This is a genomic window from Hydrogenimonas urashimensis (assembly GCF_016593255.1).
Lineage (GTDB): Bacteria > Campylobacterota > Campylobacteria > Campylobacterales > Hydrogenimonadaceae > Hydrogenimonas > Hydrogenimonas urashimensis.
In genome coordinates this window covers 2,049,368-2,066,927 of record NZ_AP023212.1, presented here as the reverse complement: position 1 = coordinate 2,066,927, position 17,560 = coordinate 2,049,368, and the positions used below count along the sequence as shown (strand labels likewise).

Genomic DNA, 17,560 nt, shown 5'->3' with positions numbered 1-17,560 from the left:
CCATGCAGCAGAATATCACCCTCAGCATTCCCAACAATATCAAATATCTCCCGATGGCGATGCATGTGATCGAGGAGGCCGCGCATATCGCGGAAATCGGCCAGAAAGAGATTGTCGACATCGTGGCGGCGAGCCGCGAACTGCTTTTCAACGCCATCCGCCACGCCTACCCGAAAAACCTCGACGGGATGATCGACATCGATATCCTCTTCCATCCCCACGGTATCCAGATCAGCGTCCACGACATGGGGCAGCCCTTCGATTTCGACAGTTACATGAAATCGGAGCGTACCGGAGGTCTCAAACGGATCGTGGACTATGTGGACGAGCTTCGCTTCTCCAATCTTGGCCGAAAGGGCAAATCCTTCACGATTTTCAAATCGCATCCCATGGAGTTCGACGACATCACCTTCCAGCCCTACTCCGACCTCGAAGACGAATCGCCGGCATCACTGAAACCCGCATCGATCCAGATAAGAGATTACGAATGCGGCGACGAAGAGTCGATCAGCCGTCTCATCTACAACAACTATACCTACAGCTACTACAAGTCACTCTTCTACTATCCGAGGAGAATACGGGAACTCAACGAAAACGGAGAGATCGCGTCGGTCGTGGCCGAAACGAGAGAAGGGAAGATCGTCGGCCACTTCGCTCTCGTCATGATCCCCGATGCCAACATCGCGGAGATCGGCGTGGCGGTGGTGCATCCGGACTACAAGGGCAAAGGCATCATGAACGCCATGCTCGATCGGGTCCAGCAGCGTGCCAGGGAACTGAAGCTCGACGCGATCTTCGGAGAGGCGCTGATGCTTCACCCTTTCAGCCAGCGCGCCAACCTCCGTCACGGATTCGGTGAAAGCGCCCTGCTTCTTGGAATAGTTCCCAATACTGTCTCGCTGACCGATCCCAATGCCGTCCGCACACAGAAACGGGCCGCCGTCCTGATCGGCTACAAAATTCTCAACGGTGTCAAAAAACGGAAAATTTTCCTGCCGTCAGACTATCGGGACCTTGTACGCCTCATCTATGCGAACAACGAACTTCGGATCGAAGAGGCCCAAATGCAAAAACCCCGGGAATACAACAGCATCACATGGGAACTCAGCGAATACACACAGTGCGGAACACTGGTGATCGACTGGGTGTCGGAAGACTTCGCCCATGTCGTTCGCCATCATCTGCACATCCTCTACAGAAAGCATGTGGACATGATCTTCGCCGATATCAATCTTATGAAGTGCGGCTGTATCGACGAGGTGGTCAAAGTGCTTAAAGAGGAGGGGTTCGCTTTCAGCGGGGTGCTCTTCTATCGGAAAGGGAAAGATGACTATCTGCGGCTCCAGATGCCCAACAGCGACAATGTGGAGACGAAACAGATCGTCTGCCACACCGATTTCTGCAGCGAATTGCTGCACAGAATCAACGGGGAGATCGAAGCGTTTTGAATTTTCTTGCCGCCATAACGAGATCGCTCATGTAATCGTGGGGTTCCCAGTACCCCACCGTCGGTTTCATGATCTCTTTCCCATCAGGCGTTAAAAAGAAGGTGGCCGGCACATAGGGGGAATGAATCCTCTCCTGCGGATAGTTCCCCTCTTCCCTGTAGACGATGACCGGCACGAAATTGTCGTTGACGAAATCGACTACCTGCGGATTGTTGAGTGTTCGGCTTTCGAGCTTTCGGCACCATCGGCATGTGTGGGAGACCAGAATGACCATCATCGGTCGCTTCGTTTTCACCGCCTCCTCTCTCGCCTGGCGGTAGGAAGGCTGCCAGAGAATTTCGCCCATCAAAAGAGACGATGCCAGAAGAATGAGGGCAACACTTTTTTTCAGCATGAAGGCTCTTTTTCCGTTTTTGATTGAATTATAATTAATTTTTATCACGCATTCTCTAATCAGAAGCTTTTAATCACCTCGTCAAAGACGTATTTAAGTGCCTTCACTTCCTCGGGTGTCGTCCGTTCGTTGGGAGCGTGGATCGTGTCGTTTCGTACGCCGAACTCCACCACGTCGACGCCAAACTCCGCAAAAAAACGTGCGTCGCTCGTTCCGCCCGCCGTGGAGTACTTCGTTTTGAGACCCGTCACTTTCCTTATCGCGCAGCCAAGGGCCTCGACGATTTTCGAATCCTTGTCGGTCATGAAGGGCTTCGCCGATTGGGAGATCGTGAGCATATAGTTCATATCTTTGAAATAGCGGTCGACGAAGGCCTCGATATCCTCTTTCGTCGTTTTTGTATTGTTGCGTACGTTGAACATCATTTTCAGTCGACCCGGCGTCACGTTGGTCACCTCCATGCCGGCTCGGATATCGGTGATGACGAATTTGCTGGGGGCGAAAAATTCATCCCCTTCGTCCAGATCGACGCCGGCGATGTGGGGCAGCACCTGGGCCACTTTGTGAATCGGGTTGAGCGCCTTTTCCGGGTAGGCGGCGTGCCCCTGCCTGCCAATCTTTTCGATGGTGCCGTTGATCGAGCCGCGACGGCCTATTTTGATGGCGTCTCCGAAAACCTTCTCACATGTCGGCTCGGCCACGACCGCGTAATCGGGCAGAAAATCCTTCTCCTTGAGATACCGAAGCACTTCGACGGTGCCATGTTTCGCCTCCCCCTCTTCGTCGCTGGTCAGCAACAGCGAGAGGGTACCGCTGAAATCTTCGACATCCCGGCACGCCTGCACGAACGCCGCCACGCCGCTTTTCATATCCTGCGCCCCCCTGGCGTAGATATATCCTTTTTGCGCTTTCGGCACGAAAGGGTCGCTCTCCCAACCCTCGCCGGGCGGAACGACGTCGATATGGCCCGCGAAACAGAGGTGCGGGCCGTCTGCGAATTTTTTGTAAAGAAAGAGGTTTTTGACATTCACACGGTTGACCCACTCCGCCTCGAAATCGCCAAGATAGTCGCGGATGAAAGTCAAAGCACCGTCATCGTCCGGTGTCACCGACCTGAACGAGAGGAGTTTTATGAAAAGTTCGATCGTATCGAGTTTATGCACGCGCTTCCTTTAGCTTTCCGGGTTTTCGTAGAAAATGTAGGGGGTGAAGTTGCTGATTTCAAAATAGAGTTTCTTTTCGCCCGGGTCTTTTTTGTAGTTGAAGTTTTTGTCCAGATAGCCGTACCCGTACCTGTAGTTTCGGGGTTTTCCGTCGGTGGTGCCCAGAGCGGTGGTCAGTTTGTCGATGCCGATGAAACGCATCACCAGTTTGCCCCCTTCGTAGATATCGAGCACCCCGTTGGCACCGGTCCAGTTCTGTACGGCGCGTCCCAGCCGGTTCTGCGTCTCCTGGGTGCATCCGCCAAGCCACAGAAGTATCGCCGCAAGCATGGGGAGTGACCATTTTTTCATCTTTTCCTCCTTACTTTTTCGCTTTTTCCACCAGTGCGATATTGCTCAATCGATGTTTTTTGAGCATGTCGAAAAGCTTGATGATCCGTCCGTATTCGACCTTCTCGTCGATACGGATGATTACCGGAAGCCTCTTCTCGACGATCGCCCCCAGCTCTTTGTCGAGGGTTTTGAAATCGATCGGCCTGCCGTTGTAGGCCAGCGTATCTTCCCCCATTTCGATGATGACCTCTTTTCTCTTGACCATCTGTCCGCCCTCTTTGCCTTCGGGAAGGTTGAGCAGAAGTGCCAATTCGTCCTTCTTGAAAACGGAAGTGACCAGAAAAAATATCAGTAACAGAAAAACGACATCCACCAGCGGGGTCATGTCGAGTGTCAGCGACTCCCGTCGTCTCACGCTTTCTCCCCGTAATAACGGACCAGCAGTTCCGCTTCGATATTGGCTTCGATCGAATCGAGATAGGCGATGAGATAGTTGTAGCCAATCGTATGGACAATCGCCACGATAAGCCCTCCCACCGTCGTCACCAGTGCCATCGAGATGCCTTTGGCAAAAACGGAGGGATCTCCCATTCCGATCTTCGCGATCGCCTCGAAAGCCATCAGAACACCGACGACGGTCCCGAGCAGTCCAAACAGGGTGGCGGTCGTCGCGATAATCTTGATCGTCGGCATGCCGCTTTCGAGCTTTTTCAGACGGCTCTGCAACAGCTCCTTGATGATGAGCAGCAGCGTATCTCTGTCGTTGGATCCCAGGCCCCCGAACTCCTCGACGATCTGGTCGGCATGGAGTTTTTTTTGCCGGTTGTACCGCCAGAACTGAATCCATTTGGTCACCATCACGGCGATACCGATCGTGTTCATCGCGATCAGTATCTCCATGATGACGCCGCCCGATTCGATATAGTGCATCAGATTCATAAAATATCCTACCTCAGTCTGTAGTTGATCGGCACCGTCAGTTTCAGCTCCGACACGTTCATCGACGCCGGAAGCGGTTCGAACCGGCCGATCTTCTCGATGGTCCGCACCGCCGCACGGTTCAGGATTTTGTGGCGGGATCGCCCCACCACCTCGACACAACAGACGGAGCCATCTTTTCGGATCACAAATTGTACCTCAACCCGGCCCGTTTGTCGAAGTTTTTTCGCCCGTCTGGGATAATATTTGTTCGCTTCGATCTTCTCTCTCACCTTCTGCAGATAAAGCGCCTTGGCTCGCGCGGCTTTTTCGAAATCCCGAGGGGGCGTGGCCGGTCGCTTTTTGATCGGTTCGCGAACCGACTTTTCGGGCACGGGAGGCTGCATTTTGGGGGGTTTTTCCACCTTTTGGGCCGGTTTGGGCTGTTGGAGTGGTTTTGGCGCAGGAAGGGGTTTGACTCTCTTTTTTGGCCTGGGTTTGGACTTTGGTTTTGGTTTTGGTTTCGGCTTGGGTTTGGGTTTGGGTTTGGGTTTCGCAACAGTTTTCTTGGCCGGCTTCGGATGGGGTCTGGTCACTTTGCGCACCGGCGGTTTGGCAACGGGGTGGGAGATGTGGACACGCACCATGCGTTCCTGTTTTTCGGGTTTTGGCGAAGGCTCTTCGAGGTGGACATAAAGCAGAATCAGCGCTTCGGCGATGACGACCGTGATGAGGATCGAAAAGAAAAGATAGCGACCTACATATTTTTCGTCAAACACATCCACCTGCCACTGGACAAAACCGCCACGACGCAAAGTCGTGTCATCTTATCGGATTTGCACAAATTCAATGGAGCGATTATAGTCAAATTCAGGTAGGAAAAACGTTAATACGCGTCAATTCACGCCCATGAAGAGACCAAAACATAAAGTAATGGCCGTTTGTACCGATAGTTTATCCAAAGGAGCCGGCCGGCTCGTGTATGGATTTTGGAAAGAAGCGACCATGATTAAAAATATCACTCTCCGGTTTTTGACCATCTTTTTCGTTTTTTTCATTGCCGGTGTTCTGCTTCTATTTACTCTCAAAGGGGCGCTGGAACTCTACGAAGAGAACAAACATTTCGACCAGAGTGTACTGGTTCCGATCGACGATCTCTCCGAAACGCTTCAAAAGATCCATTTGCAGCGAATCGCCAATCGTTCCGGCTCCCGGGTTCCTGGCGCAACAAAGAGAGTGGCCGTGACGCAGCTAAGCAAACTGGTGGGCACGATCTGCCGATACAATGAAAAAACCCTGAAATCCTATACCATCGAAAGAGAGTGCGAGCGTCTTAGAAAGGAGATAGAAACCTTTGTCGCGTACGCTTCCGACACGCCGTCGCAAAAGCTCGTTGCCGCGTTTGAAACCCTTAGAGGGCATCTGCACTCCCTGCGAAAAAGCTACATCGAAACGTTCGAACGATTTACGGAAGATCAAAAAAAGAGGTTGCAGGCGACTTTTTATATCTCCTTCTTTTTCGCCGCTGCGACACTGACACTTCTCTTCTTTCTCCTGATGGAGGTCAACTCCCTCAATCGGAAGCTGAAAACCTATCTTCTGGAGAGGGAGAATTTTCAAAAGGAGCTCGCGACAGCCAACGAAGAACTGGCACGCTATTCGGAAGAGTTGGAGAGCGAAGTCAAAAAACGGACCGAGGAGGCACTGGACCATCTTAAAAAGAATCCGCTGACAAAACTCCCCAACCGTTTGAGCTTCATCGAAAAGATAGAAAATCTCCCCGCTGCGTCGGTTGCGATATTCAATATCGACCGTTTCCAGTCCTACAACGACCTTTTCGGCTCCAATGTCGGTGATAAAATCATCCAGGACTATGCCGCCTATCTTCGATCCGTCATCCCCTATATTTATGAAATCTACCATCTGCAGGGTGATGAATTCGCCATCCTGGAGACGAACGAAAAATCCTCCGCCACCTTTTTCTCCATGATCACACAGGCAGCGAAATTAGCCAGCGAATTTCCTTTCATGGTCACCAACGGAGAGTTCGTCCTGCAGATCTCCATCGGTGTCGCCATCAACCAGCCTCAGCCGCTGATCAAAGCGGACATGGCGCTCAAACACGCCAAGCACTCCAGCGAGAACATGGTTATCTACTCCGATGGCCTGATCAAACCGCAGCACTATCTTGAGAACATCATGATGACCAAAGAGCTCACGACCGCCATCAAAGAGGAGCGTATCGTTCCCTACTTCCAGGCGATCGCCGATACCCGGACAAAAAAGATACAAAAATACGAGGTGCTGGCACGCCTGGAGGACGAGAAAGGGAAAATCTACCCACCCATCCGGTTCATCCCTCTGGCGAAACAGATTCGTCTCTATTCCGAAATCACCAAGATCATTTTCAAAAAATCGATGGATGCCGTCGAAAAATACGGCCTTTTTCTGAGCATCAACCTCTCAGCCGACGACATCCATCACCGTCCCACCCGAGATTACATCATCGACCGTATCGCCATGTCCAAATACAGCGATCATATCACCCTGGAACTTCTCGAGTCGGAAGAGGCGAAAAACTACGAAGATATCAGCGCTTTCATCGAGCGGGTCAAACATTACGGTGTGAAAATCGCCATCGACGACTTCGGGTCGGGTTACTCCAATTTCGCGAAAATTCTCAAACTCAAAATCGACAGCCTCAAAATCGACGGCTCTTTCGTCAGCCGTATTGCCGAAGACGCCGACTCCCGGGAGTTCGTCGAAATCATCCACAACCTGGCGAAAAACTACAACATCGATACAGTGGCGGAGTTTGTTTCCAACGACGCTATCTACAACATTGTCCGGGATATCGGCATCACCAGCATACAGGGGTATTACCTCCATCAGCCAGAACCCCTGGAAAGGATTCTGCGACACTCCAATCCCCTTTGACATTCTGATACAATACATGCTTTGAAACCTTTCAGGAGCACAACCATGAATTTTCAGACGGCACAGAATCGATCATCGGCATGGAGCTATTTTCTTTCCCAGCCCCATCAGCCTTTCTTTCTGGCGGGAATCCTCTGGGCGGTGCTTTTCGTGCTGCTTTTCATGCTGGGATACCGCGGGAGCATTCCCCTGAAGATCGACGGAACGGTCTTTCACGGCTACGCGATGCTTTTTGTCGTCTTCAGCCACTTTTTCCACGGATTTTTGCTGACGACGTTTCCCAGATTCTGTATGACACAGCCGGTCCCGCAAACGATCTATACCCGGCTCTTTTTTCTGTATGAAACAGGAGCGCTCCTCTTCGCGGCCGGCTCTCTCCTTTTCCCGCCGCTGGCCGTCGCAGGGGCACTTACGCTTTTTGCCGGCAACCTTTTCGCCGTCAGCAATTTCCGGCTTATCTATCTGGTCGGAGGCTCCCCGGAAAAGAGCGATCCCCTCTGGCTGCTCGTCGCCCACGGATCGGGTCTTGTCGCCCACCTCATCTTTGTCACGGGTATCACCTTCGGCATTTTCGGTATCGATTTCGCATGGCAGCCTTTGGCCATGGGAATCGGCGTCTACCTCTATCTCATCTTTCTCACTTTTGTCGTGGCACAGAGGATGGTCCCCTTTTTCAGCCATGTGGCCGTGACAAAGCCCCGACGCTTTCTACCCATCGTGTTCGGACTGCTCGCACTCAAGGTGGCGGCTTTCGCCTTCGGTTTCGCTCTTTTTGAAATCGTCCTCACCCTTCTGCTGGCAGGCTATCTGCTAAAAGAGTTTCTCGGATGGAAACTCCCGGTTTTCACATCCGCGGCGATTCTGTGGGTTCTGCATCTGGGACTCTTCTGGCTACCCGTCGCCCTGGCGATAGATGCCCTGACGTGTCTGGCCGAAATATGGATGCAGACCTCCTTTCTCTACGCGGGCCTGCATCTTGTGGCCATCGGTTTTGTTACGACGATTCTGATCGGTTTCGGCACCCGTGTCACACTGGGCCATTCCGGCCAGGTCCCCCATGCGGACAGAATCTCCATCGCTCTCTTCTGGTTTACGCAGGTGGTGGTACTGGCGCGATTTCTCTACTCGATGGCAACGGGTCTTGGCCTTAACCTCGCCTGGCTCTTCGATCTGTCCGCGACACTCTGGATGGCGCTTTTTCTCGCATGGGGAGTCAAATTCGGCCCGACGCTGATATTTGGGAAAAGATAAAGAGAGTCTCGTATTCCGCGAGCCGGTTTTACCGGCTCTTATGATTCATCCCGCGTTTTCCATGGCCCTGGCTACTCGCCGCCGACGCCGCTTTCTTCCTGGTATTTGCGCATCAAACCGCGTATCTCCAGGATATAGGCATCCATGATTTTCCTGTCGACGGTAGGATCCACACTCCAGGCGACCTGCATGTCCGGACCGTACTCCTGTCCCATCTCCTCTATCTTGTGCATATATTCGTCCAGATTGTCGCAGACTACCGTTTCGCCTGTGGCTGTTTCGGTCAGTTCGATATACCATCCGCCCAACGGTTTGGCCTTGATCATCGATTTGAATTCGGGTTCGTATGCCATGTTTTTCCTTTTTTCGTATGTTGTCTCTATGGCGCCTTTGGCGCTAATATCCAAGCAGTTTTTTCCTGATTTTCGGGTCTTTGAGGGTCAGCCCCTGCAGAACCCGAAGCCGCATCTCCTTAAACGCAATACGCCCTTCGGCCGGTTTCTCGTAGGCTCCGAAGCCGTACCCCATCGGCGTGGGATCGGTTTGGGAATAGTGCGCTTTTGCCGCATCGATCCACCGATGGGTGTCGCGTGTATAGACATAGATTTTCGCCGAGGAGGGATCGATGCCGTGGGCATCCATCCAGAGCGCCATGCATCCGGGATCGTCGAAAACCGTCACCCTGCCGTTGTCGTCGATCAGCTCTGTGCTGTCTGTCAGGGATTTGACATCCATGTGGCATTGGGGGCAGGTGACACTGCCCGGTTTGAAAGCGACCGGTCCGCCATCCGGACTGCTCAGACCGCTGCCGCCGCCCGAACCGCTGCAGCCTGCCACAAAAAGCGCTAAAAGCGTTATCAGAAACCGTCTCAAAGCCATACTCCGTTTTTGAGATAAAAAGCGATCGGATAGAATGATACCAGAGCAACATATAAAATATCCCCAATCAGTGACCATCGCGTCCACCGTTTTGCCGCCGGATACCCCAGCTTTTTTCCCACCCAGGCGGCGATCCCGAAAAAAGTTCCTGCAAAAAGGGCGGTATACATCAGGTAGCCGACGTAGTGATAGTCGCTTTGAAGCAGGCAGAAGGGGCAGTGATGGTGAGGCAATTCGTAGACATAGGTCGAAAAGAAGGCGATCAGCGAAACGATCGCCACCGGTACGAAAAGCAGGTTCAAAAACGCCGTCAGCCCCGGGCGTTTCAGCAGCCACGCCATGAGAATCAGAGCGAAATTGCCGTAAAAAAGCGCCAGGATCACCGGCACGGGCAGAGTGATGAAGAGCGATGCGGCAGAACTTTTCGCCGCAGAAAAGAGGGTCCCGCAGCAGCTGACAATGACATGGGGATTGATGCCTTTAAAATGCAGTACCTCAAGCCCTACTTCCAGGGCGAAAAAGGGGAAAATGAGAATAAAAAGCCAGAATTTCATCTTCGTGAAGGGGTAGTCCGGTTTGTGCATATCGATCGTGTGTACGACGATCCAGAGACCGAAGAGGTAAAGGTCGAGGATTTTGACGACAAAAAGCGGCATGCCGTAGACCGTGGCATTGGTCACTCCCGCCGCACACATGGCACCGGGCAGGATAGCAGAAAGCAGGTCGAGCGTATAGATGAAATAGACAAAGAGCGGCAGCTTGAGGTAGAAGATGAATTTGATGATCGTCGCAACGAGATAGGCGCGTTTCTCGAGCCTGTACTGCAGCGGTGTCGTGGCCGCCGAATCCCACCTGCGCACAATCTGCACCGAAATGGCCAATGCCGTCAAAGCGAAGAGAAAAAGGATGGCGTCGAGCATCACAATGGCGATGACATCGGGATTCAGCATACCGGCATCCTTTGGAAGCCGAGAACAAACGGGGCCGACCGGTCGTCTTGCTCCCCAGTACTCTTGCATGACTCCATCGGCGAAGCCGACGAATATTTCAGCGATTCACCTATCACGTTCCACTTTTCACCGATACGATTTTCCCGTTATGCAACCCGATCTCCCTGTCGGTCATGTCGAGCCCGAAAAAGAGGGGATCATGGGTGGCGATAACGATGGTTTTGCCCTCCTCCTTGATGCGCCCCACATACTCCAAAAACGCCTTTGCCAGCTTTTCATCCAGGTTTGCGGTGGGTTCGTCGGCGAGGATGATGGGCGGATCGTTGACGAGTGCCCGGGCGATGGCGGTACGCTGCTGTTCGCCGCCGGAGAGGTTTTTGGCCAATTCGTTGCGCTTGTGCGCGATGGAAAACTCCGCCATGACCCGTTCGGCCTTGGCCTCGAGCTCTTTTTCTGCCAGCTTTTCGGGCATCAGGGGGGTGATGATATTCTCGAAGACACTGAGTGTGGGAATGAGATTGAATTTCTGGAAGATGAACCCGATTTTGTGACGGCGAAAGAGCGCCGCGAAATCGTCGGGGAGTTTGGAGACCCGCTCGTTGTCGACCACCACCTCGCCGGATGTGGGCTTCTGAAGCGCGGCGATGAGAGAGAGCAGCGTACTCTTTCCGCTGCCGCTGGGTCCTTTGAGAATCACCAGCTCGTTCCTTTCGATTCCGAAAGAGACATTTTCCAGTGCCGTCATCTCGTTGGGACGTCCCGGATTGAACACCTTCGTCACGTTTTTTACTTCGATCAGCATGGGTTTTCCTCCATCCATGAAGGAAATCGGAAATTAGAAACCGGTAAGAGGAAAAGGAAAGAGGCCGCGAAACGGCCCCCGATGCCCGATGCCCGATGCCCAATGCCCAATAACGAAAATCCAACGACCAACGACCAACGAGCAACAACAGAATTCATCGTATCACCTCGTCCGCCTCCAGTGTCGCCGCTTTCCAGGAAGGAATCAGTGTCGCGGCGATATAGACGGGTACCGTCGTGAAAAAGATCAGCGCCAGTGTTCCGCCATCAAGCGAGAACGGAAGATCGAAAGGCGGCTTGAGCACCGAATATCCCATGAAGAGGTTGCGCATCAGGGGCGCGTTGAAACCGAAAACGTAGCCGAGTGCCAGTAGGACCGCTGCCAGATAGGCGCCGATCGATATGACGATGGCCTCGAAGAACTTGACCCGTAGAATGTCGCCGATCTTCCATCCAAGCGCCTTGAGAATGCCGATCTCCCGTTTCTCTTCGCTGCTCAGTCCGCTCGCCTTGTCGTAGATGATGATGAAAAAGGTGAAAATCGCGATGATGAACAGCGCCAGGAAAATGCCGCTTTTGTAATCGAAAACATTCTGGTAGCTGATTTTCAGATCCTCCTTGGTTATGACCCGGGTGTCGGGATAGAGTTCACTGATCTTCCGGGCGACGGTGCGCACCTCGTCGGGATTGGCCACATGGACGACGATGTCGGTCGCCGCCTCCTCATCCATTCCGAAAATCTCCCGAACCAGTCCGTTTTCCATGACGATGATGTCGTTGCTCTCAAGAGAGGTGGCGGGTTTGAAGACCCCGGCGAGGGTCACTTTTTTCAAATCGCCATCGGGTTTGACGAAATAGAAATAGCCCTTGAAAAAGTTGCGTGCCAGCGTCTCTTCGACCCCCTTGCCCACGATCATCGTATCGCCGGAGGCCAGTCTGTCGGCGTAGATGTCGGCCACGCTTTCAAGAGAAGCTTTGTACTGGGTTCCGAAGGCTTCCACCCCCACAATGCTGAAGTTGACCCCCGCCCGGGGGAAATAGTAGTATCCCCAGACCCTCGGCAGCGCATCGGTCACACCGAAAATCTGCGCAATCCTCTCGCTTCGCCCCGCATCGATATCGGTCTGCTTGCCCGCCACGATCCGCTGTACCGTAATGTCAGGAAGCGCCTCGAGCGTCGTGAACATCTCCGCCTTCAGGGCATGGGTAATCGAAAATATCGAAGCGAGAATGAAGATCATCACCGTGAAAACGACGAAAATGAAAAGATTTTTGCTCCCCCGCCGCATCAAAGAACTCAGTGCGAAGGCGAAGAGATTTTTCATTTCAACACGATCTTCGAAGGTATTTTGGCGACATTGTCGGCGGGTGCGTAGGTGAAAGAGGCGGGGAAATAGTCCAGAAGTTCGGGACTTTCGTTAAAGGGCGCGTAGGCATCGGCCAGGGTGCGGAACCGTATAAAACGCGCCTCCGTCGCAACACTGAGATCGGGCAGCTGCACCCATGCCACAAACTCTCTTTTTTGCCTCTTTTCTGCGCCCGTCACACCTTTTGCGAGAGTGAAACCGGTGATCTCAGCCGCCAAGGCCACCACCATGGCGGCGGTCATGAGCACGAAATATCGTATTCTTCTATTCATCCAGTTTGTAGACAAGCTCTTGGGTGATTTGATCGAATCGCAGCAGCTTCTTGCCGTGATGGTCACGCATGAAATTTTCCGCCGCTTTTTTCTCCTTGAAAGGAATCAGCTCGTTGCCCATGGGGCCGTAGACATCACTGCCTACCACATACCACGCCTCTTTCGCCCAGACCGGCTTGAGCGTATAGTAGTCGCGGACGACGATTTTTTTGATATGCTTTTTGATATCGCCGTAATCGCCCCATTTGCCGGGGTTGAAATAGAATTTCATCATGTCTTTGACACCATCAAAGGCCAGGTGGGCCAGCCTGCCGTTCTTTTCGTAGTAGATGAAAGCGGCCCATTTGGGATGCTTGTAAACGAACATGCCGCAGACCGGACACTTCTCCTCTCTGCCGACTTCGGGCATATTTCCTTCGTTCTTCCCATGATGCTTTGCGGTACGTTCTGGCGATGCGGGGACGTGTCCTCCTTTGATGTCCCACAGGTAAAGCGCCACGGCCTGAAGCTGCTTCTCTTTCATCGGTTTGCAGAGTTTTTCCGTTTTGATTGCCGCTTTGAGTTCGTTGATGCGGGCATATTTCGACACATCCACGGGCCGGCACATCTTTTTGTAGATTCTCTCACCCATTGGATACATCTTTTTCTCTTTCTTCTTCGCTATCATCATCGAATCTTTGGCGAGACTCTCCCGTGCCATCGCGAACGCCTCGTCGAAATCGACGATTTTTCCGCCAAATTTTCTCTGAAAATCCCGGGCATCTTCCAGCGACCCGAAAGCGATCTTGCTGGTCATGCTCATGGTCCCTTTGACTTTCGAACCGACGACATAATGGGCCCGCTTCGCATCGATCAGTTTTTCCGTCGCCGCATCGACGACCAGGATTTTCTTGACCTTTTGGGAGATATTCGGCCAGTCTGCCGCGAGACAGCGGATGGAGCAGTATTGCTTTTTCGTACCGTCTTCAAGGATCACCGCGTGGGATGTTTTGTAGAACATCTTCAGATTCATCCCGCACACCGAACACCACATCTTCTGGGGTCCCTGCTGTATCAGTTCCGGTTTTTTGGTGGCCATCTTGCCAAACGCCGCCGCATCGGCATAGACGAAAAGCCCGATACCAAGCAACAAGGCTGCAATCAGACGCTTCATGGTCTCTCCTTCTTTTTTACTATCATACCGAAGAGGCATTAACTCTCTGTTAAGGAGAGTCGAGGAAATCGATCAGGCCGAAACCTTTCTGCTTCACCGTCTTGAAATCCATGATACGCGAGCCTCCGTACCGTTTGACGAAGAGTTCGGCACGAACCTTCGAACCGAGCGGAATCAGGTCGTCACCGTGGGGGCCGGCAACCCGGCTGCCGTAAACGTACCAGGCTTTTTCCGCCTCGGTTTTCGTGCCGTCGAGATAGTCTCTGACGATCATCCTTTCGATCTCTTTTCTGTCACGGCTTACCTTGAATTCGGGAAAGAGCCAGGGGCGATAGTAGAAATCGAGCATCGCTTTGACGCAGCAGAAACGGATGGTACGGCCGTCCTTGAGAATCACGTCCGCCTCGAACTTCGGATATTTTCCAATCGGCAGACCGTAGACCGGGTCGAACGCCACTTCCTCTTTCACCTTCTGATTCTGTGCCGCGAAAAGTCCCAGGGCCACAACCATCAATACCGACAGCAATCGTCTCATCTATTCTATTCCCCCTTTGCATTCGTTTTGTCAAATCATGAAAACCGAACGGGCTTTCGCTTCCATCTCCTTCGCAGCCCCGAACGGTCCGGCAGAATCATTTTGCCATCTGCCGTCTTGAAAAACTATTACAGAAGATCGCGTTTTCGAAACGCCAGATACCCGAGAAAGGCGAATATCCCTCCCAGCACGATCGGATAGACCACGGCATAAAGCATCAAAAAAGTGTGCCCCAGCGTATCCAGAAGATAGTAGGCCACCGGGCCGATGACGGTCAGTTCCGGATCAAACAGCGCGATCGCCCCGATACGGAACGCTTCCAGCGGATTGAGCATGGCGATCGTCAGAATCGCTTCGTCGGAGATTCTGTTTTGCATCATCAGCCCGATCAAAGCCACATCGATGAAGCCCAGAAGCACGATCCATACCGTAAAAGAGAGCCCCAGCGCCACATCGTGGGACTTGACCAGGGTTGAAATGAAAAAGGCGATTCCCAGAAAAACGATACAGATGGAAAATATCAGCGCCGAATAGAGAAAAATCATTGCCCAGGGCATCTCCCCTCCTTGGCTAAGGCCCCAGGCAACCCCGATAAAAAGGGCGACGATGACCGGAAAAAAGACGGTCATGAACCGCCCCAACAATTTGCCCCAGTAATACTCAGCGAGGGAAATGGGAAAGGAGAGCATATACTCCAAGACATTGCTCTCCCGGTCCGCGGCGATCGACTTGACCGTCGTGATGAGAATGAAAATGGGCAGAATGATGATCGTTACCTGAATGAAAACAAGCAGCAGCCGGCTAAGACCCGTAAACCCCATCACCACCGAATCGGTGATGCCGCTGATGAAAAAGAGTCCCATCAGACCGCCGAATACGAAGGCATAGACATAGAACCACTTCGCCCGAAGGCTCTCTCTGATATCCAGGTAGGCCACCAATCCAAGATTTTTCATAAAATCTCCATTTCTTTCGTTCCGGGAAATACCGCTTTGTTTCCGTTTTCCGATTCCAAATTTCTCATTTCCGTTTCATCGTCCTATCTTGATGACACGCCGTTTGACCTCTTCGAAATCGATCACTTCACCGCCACCGGCTTCGTCTTTGGTTTTGTAGGCCGTGAATCCGTATCCCATCGGCGTGATTTTATTGGTCGAATACCACGCTTTTCTAGCATCGATCCACTCTCCCGTTTTGCCGTCTTTGACCCAGATGATCGCTTCATCGCCCCAATCGAGATGTTCCTCTTTGAACCACAGGATCGCGCAGCCGATATCGTCGAATTTGTAGTGTCTGCGGGTTTTGGGATCGATCACTTCCACGGCGTATTTTCGTTCGCTGATGGCCATTTTGCACCGCTCGCACATATCTCTGTCCCAATGGATTTTCTCCGGTTGGTGCCAATCTTTTTTTTCACATCCTGTCACAAAGAGGGTCATGGAGACAAAAAGAACAGAGAACAGAAAACGGGAAAAGGAAACCAAAAACCCGAAATCGCGAATCGGCGCACGAAGCACGCCTCCCCCGACCGATGAGCGATGAGCGTCCACTTCCTTGAAACCACCGATCATCTGAGGAAGCGAGCCGCTTCGCGACCTATAGTCTCTCATCTTCCACTACCTTGCCAAGATCCATATAGACTCGCCTGTTCGCCAACCCCTCGATCTCTTCGATACGGTGGGTGATGAATATCGTCGAGTGCTCGTAGTCGATCGACGAAAGGAGACGGTAGAAGTGCTCCCGCGCCTTTGGATCCAGGTTGGCCGTCGGCTCGTCAAAAATGAGAAGACGGCTTCGTCTCGCCAAAGCGATGGCGATAAGAAGCTTCTGTTTCATGCCGCCGGAAAGCTTGAAAAAGGGTTTGTGCAGATGGCTGCGAATGTCCAGGTCCATCGCCTCCGCCTGGGCGACGATCGCCTCTTTGGGGCTGCCGGTACTCCGCTGCACAAAGGTCAGAAGTTCGGAAATGCTCAGCTTCACCGGCGGGGGCAGCTGAGGGATGAAACCGATATTTTGCAAAACTTTCGTCCTCTCTTTTGCAGGATCGAATCCCTCGACCCTGAGCGAACCTCCATCGATATGGTAAAAACCGAGAACCGTTCGGACGAATGTCGTCTTTCCTGCACCGTTTGGCCCCATCATGGCCACCCTCTCACCCAGCGCGATGGAGAGAGAGACATTGTCGAGCACCCGCACTCCCATGAAAGTTTTCGTCACGTTTTTCGCTTCGACGACAATGCTGCCCATCAGACCAGATCTTTCAGTCGGAATGTGTAATTGTAGGCGTCGGTGTGGCAGACATCGAAACAACGCGCGCACAGCGTGCAGTCACCGTTGACGACCAACTGCTTGCTCACACCCTTCTCCTTCCGCTCTTTGTCATATTTCGGCTTGGTGAATTCGATGACATGGTTTTCGAAACAGGCATCCAGGCAGGCCCCGCAATGGTCGCATTTGTCCATGTCCCACTGTACTTTGGTCGCGGTGATCCAGCCCAAAAAATTGTAAGTGGTGCCGACCGGACAGATATATTTGCACCACATGCGGCGCGAATAGAAAATCTCGAATAACAAGATCACAACGACCCAGACAACCGCAAGGCTCCACCCGTAGACAATGAGGCGGCTGATGATACCGATCGGGTTGATCACTTCGAACACCAGAAAACCGTCGACGAAAGTGACGATGAGAATGACGGCCCAAAATGCGAATCGGATGCGCGGATCCCATTTGCGCTCTTTGATGATCTTTTTGCGCACCAGTTTTTGATGAAAATATTCGCCGATTTCACTCAAAATACCGTAGGGGCATGCCCAAGCGCAGAAACTCTTTCCACCGAAAAGAATGTAGAAAAAGGCGATCGTCACGGAACCGATAATCATATTGGTATGGATCACATGGGTGGCCGCCCAGGTTTCGATCGCCGTAAAAAGATCGATCAGGTGAAATCCCAGCAGCCGGGATCCGTTCATCGTTCCTTCGAGCAGCTGCACATCTACGTGGTAGGAGATGAAAAAAGCGATATTGATCACTATAACACTAATCCACCGCCAAAAACGCCACGTTGGCCGGATGCCCCCTTTGTGTGTCCTGTAATAGAAGGTGGACCAGAAAGGCGCTCGGATGATATCACGTATGCTGCTGTTATATCTATCCATC

General features: G+C 52.4%; 21 protein-coding genes. 3 read left to right on the top strand and 18 right to left on the bottom strand.

From position 1 onward, the window contains the following. The first annotated feature begins 2 nt into the window (after positions 1-2). Positions 3-1,448: an ATP-binding protein gene (locus JMG82_RS10575; RefSeq protein WP_201352698.1), complete on the top strand. Its 1,446-nt coding sequence runs from the start codon at positions 3-5 to the stop codon at positions 1,446-1,448. Here JMG82_RS10575 and JMG82_RS10570 read toward each other — a convergent pair. From JMG82_RS10570 to JMG82_RS10545, 6 genes are read right to left on the bottom strand one after another with little or no spacing between them, the layout of a single operon-like run. Continuing rightward, on the bottom strand, positions 1,423-1,842 hold the full coding sequence (locus JMG82_RS10570) for a thioredoxin family protein (protein ID WP_201352697.1): 420 nt from the start codon (positions 1,840-1,842) through the stop codon (positions 1,423-1,425). The two genes, JMG82_RS10575 and JMG82_RS10570, sit on opposite strands and share 26 nt — an antisense overlap. Before the next feature lie 59 nt (positions 1,843-1,901). Continuing rightward, positions 1,902-3,005 carry a succinyl-diaminopimelate desuccinylase gene (gene dapE / locus JMG82_RS10565; RefSeq protein WP_201352696.1) on the bottom strand — a complete coding sequence of 368 codons (1,104 nt, stop codon included), beginning with the start codon at positions 3,003-3,005 and terminating at the stop codon, positions 1,902-1,904. A gap of 9 nt (positions 3,006-3,014) precedes the next feature. Next, positions 3,015-3,356 (bottom strand): hypothetical protein, encoded by a 342-nt coding sequence (locus JMG82_RS10560; protein WP_201352695.1) that lies wholly within the window; start codon positions 3,354-3,356, stop codon positions 3,015-3,017. Between the two features lie 10 nt (positions 3,357-3,366). After that, the gene (locus JMG82_RS10555) at positions 3,367-3,753 is read right to left on the bottom strand and encodes an ExbD/TolR family protein (protein ID WP_201352694.1); all 387 of its coding nucleotides are present in this window, start codon (positions 3,751-3,753) and stop codon (positions 3,367-3,369) included. Next, positions 3,750-4,277: a MotA/TolQ/ExbB proton channel family protein gene (locus JMG82_RS10550; protein ID WP_201352693.1), complete on the bottom strand. Its 528-nt coding sequence runs from the start codon at positions 4,275-4,277 to the stop codon at positions 3,750-3,752. Before JMG82_RS10550 ends, JMG82_RS10555 begins: the two co-directional genes overlap by 4 nt. 8 nt (positions 4,278-4,285) lie before the next feature. Continuing rightward, positions 4,286-5,035, bottom strand: coding sequence for an energy transducer TonB (locus JMG82_RS10545; protein WP_201352692.1), 750 nt, complete (start codon positions 5,033-5,035; stop codon positions 4,286-4,288). A 226-nt stretch (positions 5,036-5,261) separates the two neighbouring features. Here JMG82_RS10545 and JMG82_RS10540 point away from each other — a divergent pair, with 226 nt between their 5' ends. Further along, entirely contained in the window at positions 5,262-7,193 is a 1,932-nt protein-coding gene (locus tag JMG82_RS10540; RefSeq protein WP_201352691.1) for a bifunctional diguanylate cyclase/phosphodiesterase, read from the top strand. A 45-nt stretch (positions 7,194-7,238) separates the two neighbouring features. Then, positions 7,239-8,444, top strand: coding sequence for an NnrS family protein (locus JMG82_RS10535; RefSeq protein ID WP_201352690.1), 1,206 nt, complete (start codon positions 7,239-7,241; stop codon positions 8,442-8,444). Between the two features lie 71 nt (positions 8,445-8,515). On the opposite strand, the gene JMG82_RS10530 is transcribed toward JMG82_RS10535, so the two are convergent. The 12 genes from JMG82_RS10530 to JMG82_RS10475 all read right to left on the bottom strand — a co-directional run bounded on the left by JMG82_RS10530 (position 8,516) and on the right by JMG82_RS10475 (position 17,559). Beyond that, on the bottom strand, positions 8,516-8,797 hold the full coding sequence (locus tag JMG82_RS10530) for a hypothetical protein (protein ID WP_201352689.1): 282 nt from the start codon (positions 8,795-8,797) through the stop codon (positions 8,516-8,518). Positions 8,798-8,840: 43 nt separating this feature from the next. Then, positions 8,841-9,317 carry a hypothetical protein gene (locus tag JMG82_RS10525; protein ID WP_201352688.1) on the bottom strand — a complete coding sequence of 159 codons (477 nt, stop codon included), beginning with the start codon at positions 9,315-9,317 and terminating at the stop codon, positions 8,841-8,843. Beyond that, entirely contained in the window at positions 9,314-10,273 is a 960-nt protein-coding gene (locus tag JMG82_RS10520; RefSeq protein ID WP_201352687.1) for a hypothetical protein, read from the bottom strand. Before JMG82_RS10520 ends, JMG82_RS10525 begins: the two co-directional genes overlap by 4 nt. A gap of 112 nt (positions 10,274-10,385) precedes the next feature. Continuing rightward, the gene (locus tag JMG82_RS10515) at positions 10,386-11,072 is read right to left on the bottom strand and encodes an ABC transporter ATP-binding protein (RefSeq protein ID WP_201354422.1); all 687 of its coding nucleotides are present in this window, start codon (positions 11,070-11,072) and stop codon (positions 10,386-10,388) included. Positions 11,073-11,229: 157 nt separating this feature from the next. Next, the gene (locus tag JMG82_RS10510; protein ID WP_201352686.1) at positions 11,230-12,399 is read right to left on the bottom strand and encodes an ABC transporter permease; all 1,170 of its coding nucleotides are present in this window, start codon (positions 12,397-12,399) and stop codon (positions 11,230-11,232) included. Beyond that, a complete protein-coding gene (locus JMG82_RS10505; protein WP_201352685.1) occupies positions 12,396-12,713 on the bottom strand; it encodes a hypothetical protein in 318 nt (105 codons plus the stop codon). The genes JMG82_RS10510 and JMG82_RS10505 overlap by 4 nt, the downstream gene beginning before the upstream one ends. Next, positions 12,706-13,866: a nitrous oxide reductase accessory protein NosL gene (locus tag JMG82_RS10500; RefSeq protein ID WP_201352684.1), complete on the bottom strand. Its 1,161-nt coding sequence runs from the start codon at positions 13,864-13,866 to the stop codon at positions 12,706-12,708. Before JMG82_RS10500 ends, JMG82_RS10505 begins: the two co-directional genes overlap by 8 nt. 49 nt (positions 13,867-13,915) lie before the next feature. Beyond that, the gene (locus JMG82_RS10495; protein ID WP_201352683.1) at positions 13,916-14,401 is read right to left on the bottom strand and encodes a nitrous oxide reductase accessory protein NosL; all 486 of its coding nucleotides are present in this window, start codon (positions 14,399-14,401) and stop codon (positions 13,916-13,918) included. 128 nt (positions 14,402-14,529) lie between these two features. Next, complete coding sequence (locus JMG82_RS10490; protein WP_201352682.1) at positions 14,530-15,357, bottom strand: ABC transporter permease; 828 nt, start codon at positions 15,355-15,357, stop codon at positions 14,530-14,532. Between the two features lie 75 nt (positions 15,358-15,432). Next, a complete protein-coding gene (locus tag JMG82_RS10485) occupies positions 15,433-16,011 on the bottom strand; it encodes a nitrous oxide reductase accessory protein NosL (protein WP_236579137.1) in 579 nt (192 codons plus the stop codon). Further along, positions 15,998-16,648 (bottom strand): ABC transporter ATP-binding protein, encoded by a 651-nt coding sequence (locus JMG82_RS10480; RefSeq protein ID WP_201352681.1) that lies wholly within the window; start codon positions 16,646-16,648, stop codon positions 15,998-16,000. The genes JMG82_RS10485 and JMG82_RS10480 overlap by 14 nt, the downstream gene beginning before the upstream one ends. Further along, positions 16,648-17,559: a NapH/MauN family ferredoxin-type protein gene (locus JMG82_RS10475; RefSeq protein WP_201352680.1), complete on the bottom strand. Its 912-nt coding sequence runs from the start codon at positions 17,557-17,559 to the stop codon at positions 16,648-16,650. Before JMG82_RS10475 ends, JMG82_RS10480 begins: the two co-directional genes overlap by 1 nt. Position 17,560 lies beyond the last annotated feature (1 nt).